This is a genomic window from Neobacillus niacini (assembly GCF_031457145.1).
GTDB classification, from domain to species: domain Bacteria; phylum Bacillota; class Bacilli; order Bacillales; family Cytobacillaceae; genus Neobacillus; species Neobacillus niacini_J.
On sequence record NZ_JAVDVZ010000002.1, the window covers coordinates 23,406 to 40,142 of the forward strand.

General features: G+C 38.6%; 12 protein-coding genes. All 12 read right to left on the bottom strand.

Annotated elements, in window-relative coordinates:
- Positions 1–102: 102 nt before the first annotated feature.
- Positions 103–813: a response regulator gene (locus tag J2Y03_RS04960; RefSeq protein ID WP_310191449.1), complete on the bottom strand. Its 711-nt coding sequence runs from the start codon at positions 811–813 to the stop codon at positions 103–105.
- Positions 779–2,383, bottom strand: a complete 1,605-nt coding sequence (locus tag J2Y03_RS04965) for a sensor histidine kinase (protein WP_310191452.1) — start codon at positions 2,381–2,383, stop codon at positions 779–781. The genes J2Y03_RS04960 and J2Y03_RS04965 overlap by 35 nt, the downstream gene beginning before the upstream one ends.
- A gap of 92 nt (positions 2,384–2,475) precedes the next feature.
- Positions 2,476–4,002, bottom strand: a complete 1,527-nt coding sequence (locus tag J2Y03_RS04970; RefSeq protein WP_310191455.1) for a tripartite tricarboxylate transporter permease — start codon at positions 4,000–4,002, stop codon at positions 2,476–2,478.
- Between the two features lie 33 nt (positions 4,003–4,035).
- Positions 4,036–4,488, bottom strand: coding sequence for a tripartite tricarboxylate transporter TctB family protein (locus J2Y03_RS04975; protein WP_310191458.1), 453 nt, complete (start codon positions 4,486–4,488; stop codon positions 4,036–4,038).
- Positions 4,489–4,548: 60 nt separating this feature from the next.
- Positions 4,549–5,577 carry a Bug family tripartite tricarboxylate transporter substrate binding protein gene (locus J2Y03_RS04980; protein WP_310191459.1) on the bottom strand — a complete coding sequence of 343 codons (1,029 nt, stop codon included), beginning with the start codon at positions 5,575–5,577 and terminating at the stop codon, positions 4,549–4,551.
- A 287-nt stretch (positions 5,578–5,864) separates the two neighbouring features.
- Positions 5,865–5,990, bottom strand: coding sequence for a hypothetical protein (locus J2Y03_RS04985; RefSeq protein ID WP_310191461.1), 126 nt, complete (start codon positions 5,988–5,990; stop codon positions 5,865–5,867).
- Positions 5,987–6,187, bottom strand: a complete 201-nt coding sequence (sda, locus tag J2Y03_RS04990; RefSeq protein WP_310191464.1) for a sporulation histidine kinase inhibitor Sda — start codon at positions 6,185–6,187, stop codon at positions 5,987–5,989. The genes J2Y03_RS04985 and sda overlap by 4 nt, the downstream gene beginning before the upstream one ends.
- Positions 6,188–6,537: 350 nt before the next feature.
- Entirely contained in the window at positions 6,538–8,577 is a 2,040-nt protein-coding gene (locus J2Y03_RS04995) for a glycoside hydrolase family 3 protein (protein ID WP_310191467.1), read from the bottom strand.
- A 350-nt stretch (positions 8,578–8,927) separates the two neighbouring features.
- Positions 8,928–13,391, bottom strand: a complete 4,464-nt coding sequence (locus tag J2Y03_RS05000; protein ID WP_310191470.1) for a hypothetical protein — start codon at positions 13,389–13,391, stop codon at positions 8,928–8,930.
- Positions 13,369–14,115 (bottom strand): DUF6063 family protein, encoded by a 747-nt coding sequence (locus tag J2Y03_RS05005; RefSeq protein ID WP_310191473.1) that lies wholly within the window; start codon positions 14,113–14,115, stop codon positions 13,369–13,371. The genes J2Y03_RS05000 and J2Y03_RS05005 overlap by 23 nt, the downstream gene beginning before the upstream one ends.
- On the bottom strand, positions 14,115–15,626 hold the full coding sequence (locus tag J2Y03_RS05010) for a hypothetical protein (protein ID WP_310191476.1): 1,512 nt from the start codon (positions 15,624–15,626) through the stop codon (positions 14,115–14,117). Before J2Y03_RS05010 ends, J2Y03_RS05005 begins: the two co-directional genes overlap by 1 nt.
- Positions 15,617–16,690, bottom strand: coding sequence for a Wadjet anti-phage system protein JetD domain-containing protein (locus J2Y03_RS05015; protein WP_310191479.1), 1,074 nt, complete (start codon positions 16,688–16,690; stop codon positions 15,617–15,619). Before J2Y03_RS05015 ends, J2Y03_RS05010 begins: the two co-directional genes overlap by 10 nt.
- Positions 16,691–16,737 lie beyond the last annotated feature (47 nt).

Below are 16,737 nucleotides of genomic sequence, written 5' to 3' on the forward strand. Positions count from 1 at the left end.
TAACAAGCCTAGTGACAGAACCAGCCCGAATATTTTTGTCTGCAAAGAAACCTTGATGGATTTCAGGCTGAACACCTCCCAAAAAAATTGCAATATAATCTCTTACATACTCCCCGTTACCATATAAACCCGCTCAGGCCGGCCTACTGTTCCATACGATAAATCAGCATCAATTTTTTCCATCGAAACTAAATGTTCGAGGTAACGTCTGGCGGTTGTTCTACTAACACCAATTTCTTTGGCCACACGTTCTGCTGTCAGCCCCATTCCTGTCTTCCCAAGGACCTCGATAACTTTTTCAAGCGTCAGCGGGTCAATCCCTTTTGGCAGGTAAAATTTTTCATTACCAGCTTCATCCACTTCTCTTCGTAACAGCTTGTCTACCTGCTGCTGGTTAATATGGATATTTTCTACTCCTAATTGTAAAAGCTTTGCATGATAATCCTGAAATCTTAGCAATGATTGCTTAAAGCGGTCAAAAACGACTGGTTTAATAATATAATCGAAGACTCCTATACTTATAGCCTCTTGGACTTTATGAATTTCTTTTGTTGCAGTAATCATAATAACATCCATTTGTTTCGTTTGCTGTTTGGTTTCTTTAAGTAAGTCCAGCCCATTCATATCAGGAAAATAAACATCGAGCAAGAGCAAATCCGGTTTCAAGATGTCAATTAATGTTTTAGCTTCTACATAACTCGCGGCAATCCCTACCATTTGAAAGCCTTCAATCTGTTCAATAAACCGTTTTTGGATTTCAGCTATCCTTAAGTCATCCTCAACAATTAACACTTCGATATCCCGGTCCCCCATCCTTTACTACCCCCTTAATTTTTGGTATGGCTACAGTGAAAATCGTCCCTTCCCCCACATTAGATGAAAATGTAATCGAACCACCTAAGCTATTAATAGCGTTTTGAACGAGACTAAGTCCAATTCCTGCATTAGAATTCGTATTCTTTGTTGAAAATCCTTCATTAAAAATCTGATTACTATTTTTGCTATCGACTCCTTTTCCGTTATCCTCTACTTCAATAATCAACTCTTTACCTAAATCTGTTAAAAACAACAAAACTCTTTTTTCTTCCTTATCATTTTCCCTCACGGCTTCAAAAGCATTATTGACGAGATTTCCAATAATCGTAACCAATAAATCTCTACTAATCTCGTTCGGTATATCCTTAAAGGTACTTTCTTTGTCTATTAAAAAACTTACTTTTAATTCGCTTGCTAAACTAATCTTTCCTAAAATAAACCCAGCAAGAATTGGATCTGGTATTTCCTTCATTAAAAATTGGATGAACCCTTGGGCAACATCCACTTCTTTTGAGATAAAATCAATGGCTTCTTTATAAGACCCCAGTTGAATCAACCCAAGAAGAGTATAGAGACGATTGGAATATTCGTGAGTTTGAGCACGTAATCCTTCAGCATATGCTTTTACATGGGATAATTCCTGTAATAAATGAGCAAGCTCTGACTTATTACGGAAACTAGAAACAGCACCAATGACATCCCCTTTTTTATTATAAATAGGGATACAATTTACCAAGTAAATGTCCCCCAAAATGATTGTCTCCTTATCGTATTCTGCCTGTCCGTTTCGAACCACTTCAAGAAGATGGGTATTACCTAAAACCTCTTCGATTCTTTTTCCACGCAGAAGTGATTCATTTGGAATGTCCAAAATCTTATGAGCAGTTTCATTAACTACAGTGATTTGTCCATTGGTATCAATGGCAATAATCCCTTCATGTATAGACTCCAGTATTGCATGTTTCTCCTGATACATCCAGGCTATCTCTTTTGGTTCCAGTCCAAATATCGCTTTTTTGATATTTAAAGAGATAAAAATGGCAGCTAGTAATCCTCCTATTAAAATAAGAAAAGTAGCAGCTAAGATTTGTTTCTGTATCTTTGAAACTTTCATTTCAATCTCGGACTGGAGATACCCGACTGAAACGACACCAATCACTTCTCCCTGACGAAAGATAGGTGCTTTTCCCCTTAAGGATGGGCCTAGTGTCCCTGTAGATGCGGAGATTACAGATTCGCCTTTAAAAACACGAACATTATCTCCCCCAACCATTTTCTTCCCTATCCGATCCGGATTTGGGTGAGTATAGCGGATTTCATTCCGGTTCCCAATTACAATAAATTCCGCACCTACCTGTTTACGAATGCCTTCTGCAATCGGTTGCAAGACTGATTGTGGTTTGTCCGCTTGAAAAGCCTCTTGAATCTCTGGCATATTCGCAATCGTTTGGGCCACGGACAAGGCTTTAGAACCAATTTCATCTTTAAGGTGAGTTTCCAAAATATTTTTAAAAGTTATCTCAAAAATCCCGCCAATTGAGATAATTAGAATAGATATTACTAGCATTAATTTTGTATGTAATAGCATGCAAACACCTCTATGCTTATTATAATAAAAAAACTCCTTAAAAAAAGGAGTTTTTCGAATTATTAAAATAATTATCCTTCAATATTAATGATTACGTCTTTTCCTCGTTTTTTCAGCATAAGTGGTATGACAAGCCAAAGAAGGGTAATAAGGATAAAAACCAACGAAATCGGTCTTGTTAAAAATATACTGAAATCGCCATTAGAAATCGTTAACGCACGTCGTAAGTTATTCTCAACCATTGGCCCTAAAACCAATCCGAGAACGAGCGGGGCAATGGGATAATCATTCTTGGTCAAAAAATAACCAAGTATTCCGCAAACCAATAAAAGCAAGAGATCATTCGTGGATACTTGAACTGCATAGACACCAAAAATGGAAATGGCTATGATCATAGGAATCAAAAATTTCTTTGGGGTTTGAATAATTTTTGCAAACACTCTTACAAGTGGAAGATTTAGAATTAATAGCATAATATTTCCGATAAACATACTAGCAATCAGTCCCCAAGCTACCTGAGGATGGTCTTCAAATAATAATGGTCCTGGCTGGACATTATACATCATTAACGCTCCCATTAATATTGCTGTTGTTCCCGACCCTGGAATCCCTAATGTTAAAAGGGGTATCATCGCACCGCCAGATGCAGCGTTATTGGCAGATTCTGGTGCCGCAACTCCTGCAATAGCTCCAGTTCCAAATTTCGATGGATCTTTTGAAACCTTTTTTTCAAGAATATAGGAAAAAAAGGATGCAAGCGTTGCCCCGGCACCAGGTAAAATCCCTACAAAAAAACCTAATAATGAGCCACGGACGATGGGAGCTGCAGATTCTTTTAACTCTTCTTTTGATGGCAGTAAATTATTAATCTTTGCAATTTCAGCATCTTCCTCATCTTTTTCCAAGATGGTCTTAAACACTTCACCGAGTGCAAACAATCCAACAGCAATGGTTAAAAACTCAATTCCCTGATACAGCCACGGGACATCAAAGGTAAATCTAGCAATACCTGATACGCTGTCAATTCCAATTGTTCCAAGTAATAATCCACAAACCGTCATGATTAATGCTTTTGTAACAGATTTCCCAGCTAGCCCGCTGACAGCTCCGAGCCCTAAAAGCATTAAAGAAAAATATTCGGCCGGTCCAAATTTTATCGCTACAGATGATAGTGGTTTCGCTAATAGAATCAGCGCAGCAAGTGTAACAATCCCTGCCACGAAAGATCCGATTGCCGCTATGGATAAGGCACTTCCAGCCCTTCCTTTTTTCGCCATCTGGTAACCATCTAAAGTTGTCACAACAGAAGAGGATTCTCCTGGTGTATTTAATAGAATGGAAGTGGTCGATCCTCCATACATTGCTCCATAATAGACTCCAGCTAACAGGATAATGGCGCTGGTTGCTGCTTGTTCCGGAGGAAGGCCGCCAGTAATAGAAGCTGTTACTGGAATTAGCAGGGCTACACCACTCATCGGTCCAATTCCTGGTAGCACACCAACAGCGGTTCCAATCAATACCCCAACAAAAGCAAATAAGATATTATACCAAATAAGGGCTGTTCCAAATCCCTGAATTAAGTAATCGATTGTACTCATGGTTTGATCTCCTTTCTAAAAGTTTCTAGTTGGCTATGAAAACCAAATTGGCCAGTCTGGAAGCGTACCTTTTAAAATCTCTACGTAAAAGAAATATACAAATCCTGAAAAACAAGCAGAAATGATAAGGGATTGAACCCACTTTGAACGTTCCATTGTTTGAAAACAAACAAATAAAAATAGAAAGGTAGTGATGACATACCCGATTGTTTCCAATGTCAAAATATAAAATAATGTCGCTATAAAGATGATTAAAAATGGCTTGTACAATAATTTTTCTTTAGAACCCTGTTGATTTTGCCTGAATGTTTCATAAAATAGACGGATACTTAATAATACAAGTATGATTCCAAGAATTAACGGAAATATATCTGGTCCAACAGAACTTCCATAGGAGGAGCTTCCAAGCTGCTGGCTCCCAATGATAAAAAGAACACCTATTGCGAGAAACAAAACTGATGCAATGCGATCAAATTGAATAATCATTCGAAATCCCCTTTCAAAAAGAATACCGGGAAGGAGAAAGTATCCCCCTTCCCTCACCTTTTACTTCTGCATACCTAATGCTTCTAATAATTGCTGGACTTGGCTTTCTTGCTCGTCTAAGAACTTTTTAAAATCAGCACTGTTTTTGTATTCCAATTCCCAGCCTTGCGTCTCTACTTCTTTCTTCCATTCAGGAGAGTTCACGAGTGTTTCAATGGATTTTTCCCAATAAGTTTTTGCTTCTTTTGACATTTTTTCTGGTCCAAAAACCCCGCGCCAAATGGTGAATTCTGCATCTACACCTTGTTCTATTGCAGTTGGCACATCTTTAAAATCCCCAGCTAATCGTTCTTCAGAGGTAATCGCCAGCACGCGTATCTTACCCGCCTTTAGAAACTCCTTCACACTGGAGGCATCGGTGCCAATTACATCTGCGTTACCGCCAAGAAGTGCTGTAACCGCTTCTCCGCCGCCATCATAGGAAACGTATTTCACTTTTGTTGGGTCCACTCCATACTTATAAGCGGGAAGAATGGAGATTAAATGGTCCATGGAACCTGGAGCTGAACCTCCAGCAAATGTTAGTTTACTAGGATCCTTCTTTACTTCTTCCAAAACTGACTTTAAGTCTTTAAATGGAGAATCGGCTTTTACGACAATAGCACCAAAATCTTTTGTCAACTGCGCTAATGGCGTTGTATTTTTGTACCCATATGGACTATTTCCTTCTTTTTTCAAATTGTTAATCACAATCGGTGGTGAATTGACAAAGAGCATATCGTTATTCGCTGCTTGCTGGGTAGCATATTCAGCCATAAATACAGCACCACCGCCACCAGGCTTATTCTCAACCGTCAATGGCTGTTCGATAATCTTTGTTTCACCCAAAATTTTTGTAAACGAACGAGCAGTTAAATCCCATCCCCCACCTGCTCCAGATGGTGCTACAACTGTAATTGTTTTCGTCGGATAACCTGTACTTTCTTCCTTCTTGTCAGGGCTTGCTGTTTCTTTGCTGCTACAAGCACCAAGAGTTAGTGCCAATGCCCCAGCACACATGAATGTTGAAATTTTTTTAATAGAAAACATTTTTAATTCCCCCTTGTAAACGTTTTCTTAATTTTACAAAATTTTCGAATATTTTAAAGGTTATACATTTAAACAGCATTAAAAACTTAATAATCATTTTGTTCATTTTGTTTACGAGGGAGTACTTTTCTAATAATGAATTCAGGAGGTTGGTTGATTGGGGAAATTTAGCGGCATTTGAAAGAGTTTACGCTACCGTTCTTTTTCAACTATTAAATTTTTTCCGCAAAACAAATATCCCCTTTCGCCTTTTATTAGCTAGCGTAAGAGGACAAACGAATTAATTTTTAATTCGATTTTGATTCAATAAAATGAATCAATTCTTCAATAATATCAACTAACTTCATTTGGCTAGTATCTTTCCTAAGAATAACAGATGTTTTAATAAGTAACTTTTTTTCTTGCTCAGTCACAAGGTACCCTCCATTAGATGTAGCGTATCTTTAAATAAACAATGTTCATGCTTACTACCCTGTTTAAGGAATAGTGACTGATTAGGATCTCGTTTGTGCAACTCATTACCTAATATACCTATAAATTCTTTACTTAAGTTTAAATCAATTGCAAGAATATAAGATTCTAGCAATTGTTTAGTGCTTAGACATTCCATAAATATACACACACCCTTTTTAAGATTTGCTCCTATAAAGTACCTTGTTCTAAATCTAAATTTTGCAGTACCTGCAAAGTGATTGCAAAATTAATTATATAAAAAATGGAATAACTTCCAATTGTAAAATTTTATATTTTTTTGTGATTTTGTTAGTCAATCTTTTTAATTTGTCACATTTATGAAAAACCTGTCATACCGCTACTTATATGGAAAAGATTTTTCATACGAAGTTTGATTTGGGGAACTGCACCTGATGATTCCAAAAAAAAATTAAAGGATTGAACCCTGTATTACAGAGTTCAATCCTGTTTATTTATTTGGAACCAGTATTACTTGGATCTCTTACCTTACTTCTTGTCGTAGCCCAAACCGAAGCCGAAGGTGTAATCATCACCAACTTCATTTGTGTAGGTGTAGTCGAATTTTTCAGCATAGCCTGGGACGTCAGAAGCATTTTTATCTACAGCTTCCTGGTTGGCTGGAATGGTAATTGGCAGTTTACCAGTAGGGTTAAAGCGGCCACGAAGCACATCTAGAAGTGCCTCTCCACTTACGTTGTAGGTTGCGACAACAGCTGCAGCGTGTGGCTCAACCTCATCCATGACCCATGGGTTGTTAAGATTGATGACAAGGGTTGTTGGAACTTTCTTTTCAATCTCGATCACTCTATTAACATCTATGCCAGTGTTTGTACCCAACTTGATATCGACAGGAGTGTGAACGTCAACTTTGTTCTCAAAAGCTGTTGGACGCAACATAACAAGGGCTGCGTTTGCCTCTTCAAGCGTGTTAACGATAGTGACGGATGGATCTTCCTTAGCAATGAGCTCCTTTAGCGCTGTTGTCCTAGCTGCACTGTTATTGCCTGCAAATACCTGAACATAAAGCTTCGTAGATGCTATTTTGGCATCAGTCAGCGGCAGCATATTCTCGTTGTTACGCAGGAGCGTTACTGACTTAAGGTGAGCCTCGTCTGCACGAGCCTGAGACTCTGGCGAATCTGCAAGTGCCTGTGCTTTTGCTGGATCAGTGTATGGATCCTCAAACATTCCAAGGTTGAACATCTCAGTAAGTAACAGGGCTACTGATGGGTTAAGGTCCTTTTCTTTGACCAGCCCTTTATTAACCGCAGAAATTAGACCGCTTGGATTGTTGTTGTCTGAGAAGATATTCGTTCCCGCATCAATTGCCTTCGCGAACTTTTCCTCGATTGTTAGATTTTCAACTCCATAGTCCATGCTAGTCAGCACACCGCTATCGCTGTTAACGTAGCCTTTGAAGCCCATCTCACCGCGAAGTAAGTCGGTAATGATTTTCTTGTTATAGGCACCCGCCACTTCCTCGAACTGCTGTGTATCAGAGTACCAAAGATTTTTCGGAAGCTGCACAGCGCTCATATCGTTTTTAGGCAAGTTATAGTAGGACATTACCGAGCTTGCACCTGCGTCAATAGCTGCTTGGAACGGCGGAAGCTGATACTTGTATAAGCTGCCTTCAGTCGGATAGATAGCATATTGACCTTCATCATTGTGTGGGTCAAGGCCATTAAGTACCGCACCGTCACCAGGGAAATGTTTAATCGTCTGGGCCACAGACTGGCTGCTAAGCTCCTTTCCTTGGAAGCCAAGGACTAACTCACGTGCAATCTCTGCATTCAACTTTGGATCCTCCCCAAAGGTACCAGATATGCGGCGCCAGCGCGGTTCGGTCGCAGTCTCAATTTGGTATGCATAAGCCTTCTGGATTCCGGATGCGCGCCATTCATCTCTGGCGATCTCTGCGAAATCACGGATTAAGTCAATGTCACCAGTTGCAGCTAGACCCAATGTACCTGGCCAAGATGAGAACTGGCCAGAGGCTTCACTGATTCCGAACTGATTTTGCTCATTGATGTGGTTACGAGGGTTAGACGTTAAAACGAGTGGAATACCTAACGATGAAGCCTCTGCAATCTCCTGGTAGGAGTTAGCCCGCTCTGCTAACTTTTCTGCTGTAAGGTTATCTCGAATAATCATAAAGCGGATATGGCGGTTATTAACGTAATCTTTAACGATATCAGCAGTAGACCCTAATGAAGTGATCTGCATGATACCAGCCTTCTCCTCCATGCTCATGCGTGGAAGAAGGTCTTCAACACGCTTTTCGGTGGACAAGCGCCAGTCCTCGTACCGGTCAAGCTTTCCATTGGCGTTGAGATCTTTGAACTCGCGTTGTCCTATCTTGATGATAGGCTTGACACGAGCTTCAACCGACGGTGACTTTTTCCCACCAGCGTTGGAGTGGTCTGGTGGAGCGGCTAATGCTCCGCCAGCAATAGAAGCTGCGGCGATAGTTGTTACAAGCGAGCCCATTACAAGTTTTCTTAAACGTTTAGATTTACTTGACAATTCATTCATCCTCCCTTAATTTACCCCTCTAATTTAACTTAAAAAACTGATTTGTACTTTTTGTCACACCCCCACAATCAAATATTTCGCAAGGTTTTGTAAACGATTACAAAATTAATTATATAAAAATTCAGACAACTTTAGGTTGTGATAATTTTATGAATATTTGTAATTTTATTAGACAATCTTTAAACCTGTCACATTTAGGTTATCAATCTATCATTCTAAATAGTAAAAGTGAAGTGCAAACCAAATATTAAATCAGTAATTATGTAAAAACAACCGAAGTAAAAAAATCCCACCTTCCATACAGAAGGTGAGACTTTTTACATTAAATCCTCAATGTTTCATCATTGTGTTGCTTCAGCACCCTGGTAAATTCGAAATGCTGGAACAATCGTGTCCGAAACAATTTCTTTCCCTTTTTCGCGAATGAAGTCTAATTTGTAATAGGCTTCAAATCTCTGGCTGATTTCCGTTTTCACTAGTTCTGGCGGAGTAACAACGATGAATTGGAACTTCAGTTTTTCGGCTACTGAGAATATCGGATCAAGGACGTGTGCCGATGCCGCTTGTCCGAACGGATTATCACAGACTAACGGAACCCAGCTTTGATCTGTTTCGTTTTTAACGGATAATAGCATCATCATCATCACCATTCGGGCAGATAGCTTTTGTCCTCCACTACCATCGGATTTTGTTCTTGAACCTTGATTAATCGTTTGCCAGGTTGAATAATGCTCTCTTTGCGGTTTCCCGTACATAAAGGCATTATCCGTTCGCATATTGTAAACCAATAGCTCAGGATACCGATTTCGTAGAGATACAAACAAAATTTGTTCATCACTAATGAGCTGCTTTATTTCTTGGTCTACAGCTAGATTCGTATGATCAATCGTATCGAATTGTTTAGTAATTTTGTTAATAGCAGATACAAAATGCTGCTTCAGAAGCGGCTCGACATCTTCAGGCTTTTTAGGTAAGATGTCTTCTTTGAGCTGGACGAGCGGGAAGGATCCTCGTTCGTTTTTCAGCTTCATTTTTGCAATCATGGAACGAATTGCCTCTGAAATACTCATGACCTTCATGCTGGCACGGCTAGCCCAGAAGTTTTGAGCATTCTCTGCCCTTTCTTTGTCACGTTCCAATTGTTCCAATCCACTTTGTGAAAAACGCTTCATATTTTTTACTACACTTTGGATATGGGAATAATGCCTCGTATCCATATGGTCTAATGTGGTTAATACTTCATTTTTAAAACGAATCTCCCAATCTTTACCTTCAATCGTTAACTTTAAATTACGTAAGGATTGCTCGATTTTCGCATGCTTCTCTTGGCCCTCTTCCTGAATGTTTTGATGTTCTTCACACCAGGATAGGATACATGCTTTTCCTTGACTCTTAATTTTTTCTAAATCACTTTCCGTAAATGCTGCCGCCTCCTCCTTAAGGATAACGGATAAAGTTAACAAATCCCCTTCATAACCAGCAATGTTGGTTTCTTTTTCTTTTAGCTGCTTTTCAGCCTGCTTTTCTTCCTCTTTCGTTTGTTTCGTTTGGTCTTTTATTTCCACAGCCTTTACTTCTAAGTCAAGGTCTTCCCATTCTTCAGGCTGTTTTTCATGCTTGGCCACTTTCTTTCCGGTCTTGTCACGCTGTTCTGTTGCATGCTTTAGGGAAGTTTCAGCGACCGTTACAGCTGTTCCTTGTTCCCGTTCTTCTTTATCCGCAGCCTTCGCTTCCTTATTTGCAGTTTGCAGCATATTTTCTAAGATACTAATAGGTTCATCTGGTTCCGGAGCGTTATTCCACTCCTTATTATGAGAATCGAGTTTTTTCTCTAATTTCTTTTGCTGCTTTTGTTCTGTTTCTTTTTTTGCTTGAATAACTAATAATTCTCTAGCCTGTTCTTCTTTTGATTTTTGGAGCTGTTTTAACTCTTGTATGCTGCCAGTTACCTCTTCTAATAAATGTGGCGATAAACGTGGGACCTCTTCACCTTGCTCCGCTTTTTCATCCGCAGGAAAAATCGCTGTCTCAATAAAGATGGCTATCTCTTTTATATTTTGTTCGGTTGTTACCTTCCATTCTAAATACGTTTGATTCCACTTGGTTTGCAGTTCAACGATATTATGGTGCTCTTTTCCAATTTCTTGCTGCACTAGACGTAAGGCTTCCTTTTGTTTCTCTTTCTCTACCTTCAAACGTTTATTTTCTAGATGAACTAGCTTTTCACGGTCAAAATCTTCTAATGTTTCTACATCTTTTGTAAGCTTTTCAATCTTTCCCTTTGTGGTCTCCAACTGTTCTTTTAGCCCAAGCTTTAATTCTTTTTCTTTTTCCTGTTGTGTCGTGATTTCTTGTAAACTCTTTTTCTTTGAAAAAAGGGCGTTCTGTTCCTGATTGAAGGTTTTCTCAATATCTCCAGCTAGCGGTTTTGATAAAAATCGATCGATTTCTTTTAAAATCCGACGTAAGGAGGTTTCTGTTTTTTCAAGTTCAATTAATGTATCTTTCTTTTCTTCTATTTGTTTAGCAATCTTTATTTTCCAGTTAGTGAAATGATTTTTATCCGTTAAAAGCTCTTTCTCCGTTCCGTTAATGATCACAAAGGAATACTGGTGAGTCTCATTGTTCATTTCCTCACGTAAGAAAATCGGAACAGGACTTTTAAACATTCTTCCTGAAAGAACCTGCTGATTAATTTTTTGCCATTGCTGCCCGCTAACGACTAAACCGTAAGGAAGGAGCGGATACGTCAAAAGGTAATTCTCGATTTCTTCTTTTCCTAAAGATTGGAGAAATTGTGTTCCATAAAATACATCAATCCCAGTTTTTTCATCGATCCATTCCTTTAATTCTTTCACATCTTTATTGGGAATCCAGAAGTGCTCATCATTTAAGGAATGGTCCAGTTGTACTTCCCAAAGGTCCTTTTTAATTTGTTCGCCTTGTTCTCGATTATTGCCTAGTATTTCTTCAATCTGTATCGTATATTTTGAAAGAAGCGCATGAGTAAATGGTCCAGTGACATCATCTAATAACCCATGAAGCCTATCTACTAGTTTTGCTTCTTTTTGCCTTTGCTCTTCATTTTCTTTCTTTAACTCTGCACATTTTTCCTCAGAAAATTGTATCGATTGGACGAGAGTACCATGTGCAGCAGCAAGTTGATTTTGAACTTCACTAGATTCTTTATCTTTTGCCTGCAGTTCTTCTACATTACCCTTTTTGTCTTCAATTTGTTTAGAAAGAAACTCGATAAAACCCTTTAAGTCATAGGTTATACGGTCGCCAAATTCTTTGATGAGCCCTTCTTCCTTAGATTCAAATGTTTGTATTTGGGTAAATAAGAAATCTATTTCAGTACTAAGCTGGGCAATCTCTTTTGTCTTATGTTTATCCTGCTGCGACAGATCATTTCCTTTTTTCTTCAAGAACTTTTGATAACCCAAATACTGCTTAACAGCTTCTTGGAGGGATAGATAAGAATCCTCCCATTGCTTTCTAGCTTCTTTTTTGATTTCATCCATTCTTTGATTCACTTGCTCTAAACCGCTATTTTGTTCTAATGTCGCGATTTGCTGTGAAAGAGAGCGTATGGTTTGTTCGTTTTCATTCCACTCTTTCAATAAAGCCTGAAAGGCAAGCTGTTCTTTTCGTTCCTGTTTTTCCTTAACAATCTCTTGTAAGGAAAAATGCTTTTTCCTTTCTTCTACTAATTTCTTCTCCCAATCTCGTACCTCTCTGTGAGCTTTTGCATACTCTAAATTGTCCTTTTGAAAGCGTAGCTCTGCTTGCCTAATCGTTAATTTTTCAATGTCTTTCTCTAAAGTAAGCAAACTTTCCTCTTCTGATTTCTTTAAATGTTCTAAAGCACCAAGCAGTTGTCTTCCTACCTTTACACTGCCAGTAACAATTTCTTTATGCTCGACTCCTTTTGCTAGATTCTCTTCAAAAGGGACAATGTCTTCTAAAAATTCCTTATGTGCCTGCTCTCTTTTTAAAAGAACAGGGAGGTCCTTCGCAATACTTGCTTGACTCTTGAAAATCTCGACAAGATCGTTTTTTTGATGTTCCGTCCGATGCAAGACTTGACTAACAGTAGGAATAATTCGTTTTTGGAACAAGGAATGGTCATCTTCTGCTCCCTCAAAGTATTTGCCCACGCCGCCTTCATCCTTGTTAATTTCTTTCATGATATCCCAGTCTTTACGGTTAATTCCGTATGTATCAAGAATGCGATAGTGCTTCTTCGTATCGCGGTAAACGTCATATCCGTTCCATTTTAAATAATCCTTCAAGCCTTCGGTTTCCGCAACCTCATCATTTTCAAAGAGTGGAATATGCTCAAGGGATGCCTCTTCTTTCCGTTCAAATTCTCTTGTATAAAAGGTAATATTGGGGAGGATCTTCGCTTCCTGTTCCAACGACTTGCTTTCACTACCACTTTCTTCACTCATCGAGATCCGCTGTTCGGCTGAGAACATACCTCCCGTTACCAGGTGCCGGCGGTCAGACCCGTCCAATTCCCATTGAATGAGAACATGAAAGGTATAAGGAATAAATTGCTCTTTATTATTAAAAAAGAACTGCTGGTAATAACGATTGTTTTGCTTTCCCCATGAGGTTCCAGGTTTAAGAATTTGGAAGATGGTTTGCAGGAATACACCTTTCCCGCCACCATTCATCATCGCAATAAGACCATTTGTTGATGTCTCTTCATTATGGAAATTAAAAGTGGTATCTTTATATTGCTTTTGCATGCCATCATACTTCAGGCCAACAATTCTAATTCGATGGATTTTCGGCATGCTCATCCTCCTCTGTAGTCATTAATTTTTTAAATAATTCATAACGATCATAATCGTGATACAGGTATTCAATTCGCTCAAAAAGCTCATTTTTGGGAATCGCTTTTGGAATATCATCCCGATCAAGTATAACGATTAAGCCCTCTGTCTCTAATAAGCGCATGCTGCTTGCAATTAAACCGATTCTGGTTCGTCTATTGGCTTTTTTAGCCCCATAATCATCCGTATCCACTTCCATGTATTTCCACGTTGTCACAATGTCTTTCATATCGATTCGTTCTTCTTCTCCGAAGGCAGGGTTCGCTTTCAGAATGCTATCCCAATTCATTACTAGATCGTTGACTTGCCGTTCTAATGCGAAGTAGCTAATCCCTTCTCGCTTCGTTCGGATTTTTGCGGCCTGGTTGCGGTCAATGCTCGCTAAAAAAGCCATAATGACAACGCTAATAAGATGAAAGTGTTTTTTTGTTTCGACTTGCTTATGCTTCTCTTTCATATGTGTAAAGTTCGTAGCAAAGACCGAACCGGTCGGCTGGACAACTAATTGAATCCGTTTAGGCGATTCAATGATATATGTACCTGATTCGTCTGCTAATAAAAGAACAGTCTGTCTCACTTCTGGATCAAAATAAGTTTGGAAGTGTTCGCTATTTTCGTCAATTACTTTATCTTTTACTAGAGTAAAATAGACAGCTGATGCTTTTTTGATTGATTCGGCATTCATTATTTCTCCTCCTGCACACAAATCTTAAACGGGGTAATTTTCATTTGGTACCAAAGATGCGGCTCGGCTCGATGATCAAACATGGTAAAGATTTTCGAGCCTTCAAAAGTTTGAAATTGCGGATATTCCTCCATTAGTTTATAAAGAAGAATTTCCCTCTCGTCACTTAATGTTTCTTCCTTCCGATGCAGCACTTGAACCTTCAGTGGCTTTTTATCAAACATCATCCATAAATCAATTGTTTCAGATTCTTCAAACCATAAATCCTGTACTTCCAATGGCATTGTTTTTAAATCAGCTAATGAAAACTCTCTGTATGTTTGTAAATGTTGAAAAACATAACTCCATGCCTTTATAACAGACTCCCAGTTTGTCACTCTCATTCGAGTTATGCTTTCACCTGTCTCCTCTTCGACTACAGAATCGGTAAGTTGTTTTTCATCAAATTCTTGCTCTCCCCATATCCAATCTAGCGGCAAAATAAATTCATTTTTCGGTGAAAATAAAGGAGAAAGGACTCTTTCTATAGTCTCGAAGCTTTTGACCCCTTCCTTCATGAACCCATTTTCATAAATATGTTCGCGAAATGAAACCAGGCTGGTCTCCCAAAACAAAGAAGGGTTTTCCGCTTTTAATTTCATCTCATAGGAGATATTTTGAATGACTAGCTTGGCAAAACGATCATGCAATTGCCTTGTATGGCCAATTTTTTCTTGGAGAAGAATCAATTCTTTCTGAATATAATCATCTTCTTCATTTCTTCGTTTCGTTTTTTCTATCATGCTTGTAATGGTACGGAAGTGATTTTTTTCTTCATCAAATTGCTTTTCAATTTCTACGCGGTTGTCGGCCCTTTGCCATTCTTCTTCAATCAATAAGATTTTGGGATTGTTTATCATTTCCTTCTGAAAGGAGAATTCTCTTGCCATTAAGCGGTTTACGCGTGAAATGAGGTGATCGAGGTTTCGAGTAGCTTTTCTAAAATTACCGTTTTTAATCAGCTGCATACTATAGAGTTGTTCAATCGTTATGGAAAATTCCTCAGCCATTTCCCTGCTCATAAAAATCATTTCTTGAGAGACATCCGTGAGTTTATAAACAATCGATCCACCGATTTCTAAATTCGTATATAATTCATCCATCGTGACATATCGGAAGACCTGAGTTTCCCAAGATTGTCTTATTTCATCGTAATATAAGGCTTCAAACGGTTTACTATACTCTTCTTTTCCTTGATAAAGGAGCCCACTTGTAATCCGTTCAATTTGCTTATCGTCTGCTAATAGCTTCATTTGTTTTATGGAATCTTCTACCATATGTTTGATATCGGATTTATGTCTGAATTCATCATCATTTAATTCCCTATAAAAAATGGTGAGGAGCACTTGCATGAGAATGGTTTGGATATGAGGCTTCAGCTCTCCTACCTCCATTCCCCTGCCAAGTTCAAACAGTGGATTTAATCGTTGCATTCGCTGGGCGAAACCTTCCCATGATTCGTTCACATCCATCTCCTCCATGTTTCAATTGTTAAAACTTCTTGCGGGATTCGCTTATTTTCCTGCCATAATTGCATTAATAACACTTGCTCCTCTTCCGTAAACCATTGAAAAAATAAATCACGGTATTTGAGGTTTTGTGTTTGTCCTATTTTCTGGTCATTCCTTTGTTCTAGGCATTCAAGCATTTTGCGATAGATGAGCAATGCAGGCTGAATACAGCAATCCGGATATTTTTCTATAAGCCGAATGTTAATCCCGTATCCTGCCGCATCAAGATCTCCTGCGTAATAGAAAAGATAGTTTTTTTGCGGAAACATTCGATAGAAAAAGGAAAAGCTCCGTTCGATTTTGGTGCCTTCACCATAAATGATTAGTTCAGGTTCATAATCGAGCTGATTCCCTTCCAATAATTTAATAGAAGTATGAAAGAAAGATAGATTTTCGACGATTAGTATTCTTTGAATATCTTTCATTTCTTTCCCTTGTTTCATCCAAAATACAAAAGGCTCCCCATAGTTCACCATTTTAAGTTGGTCTTCTGATATTCCTATTCTAGCTAAAAAGCCTTTTCCATCGGGAAAACTATCACTATCTATTAAAAATTTTTCATGACCAAAGAGCTCCAGGCTTCTTTCTTCTAATGACACGGTTTCCCGTTCCTGACTAGACTTTAGAAAAGTATATAAATTCTGGATTCGGTTCCATTCATCCACCGTTTGCCATTCAGGATGCCGTTCATAATAGGAAAAATCAAACTGATCACTTAATTTCATCATCTCGAGACGATCCCATTTGGATTCCTGAACCTTGATATTAACCCAATAATATAAGGCAAGTGCTGGTGTTTTGCCATTATATTGATTATTTTTTATCGGGATAAGTTCTCCTTCACCTTGGAGTGTTTCGACTGCACGATAATACAACGAATAACCGTTCATTTCAAAATAATCATCCATCAGCTTGCGCAGCTGAAATTCTAAATCGTTACTATTTATTTTCTTTTTCTGACTAGGGTGTTGAATATCAGCTATAAAACCTCTCACCCGTGTTTCAATAATGTCGATTGTACTCACCTGCTTAAATCTTCATAGAGTCATGAATAGACTTCAAATATCTATTT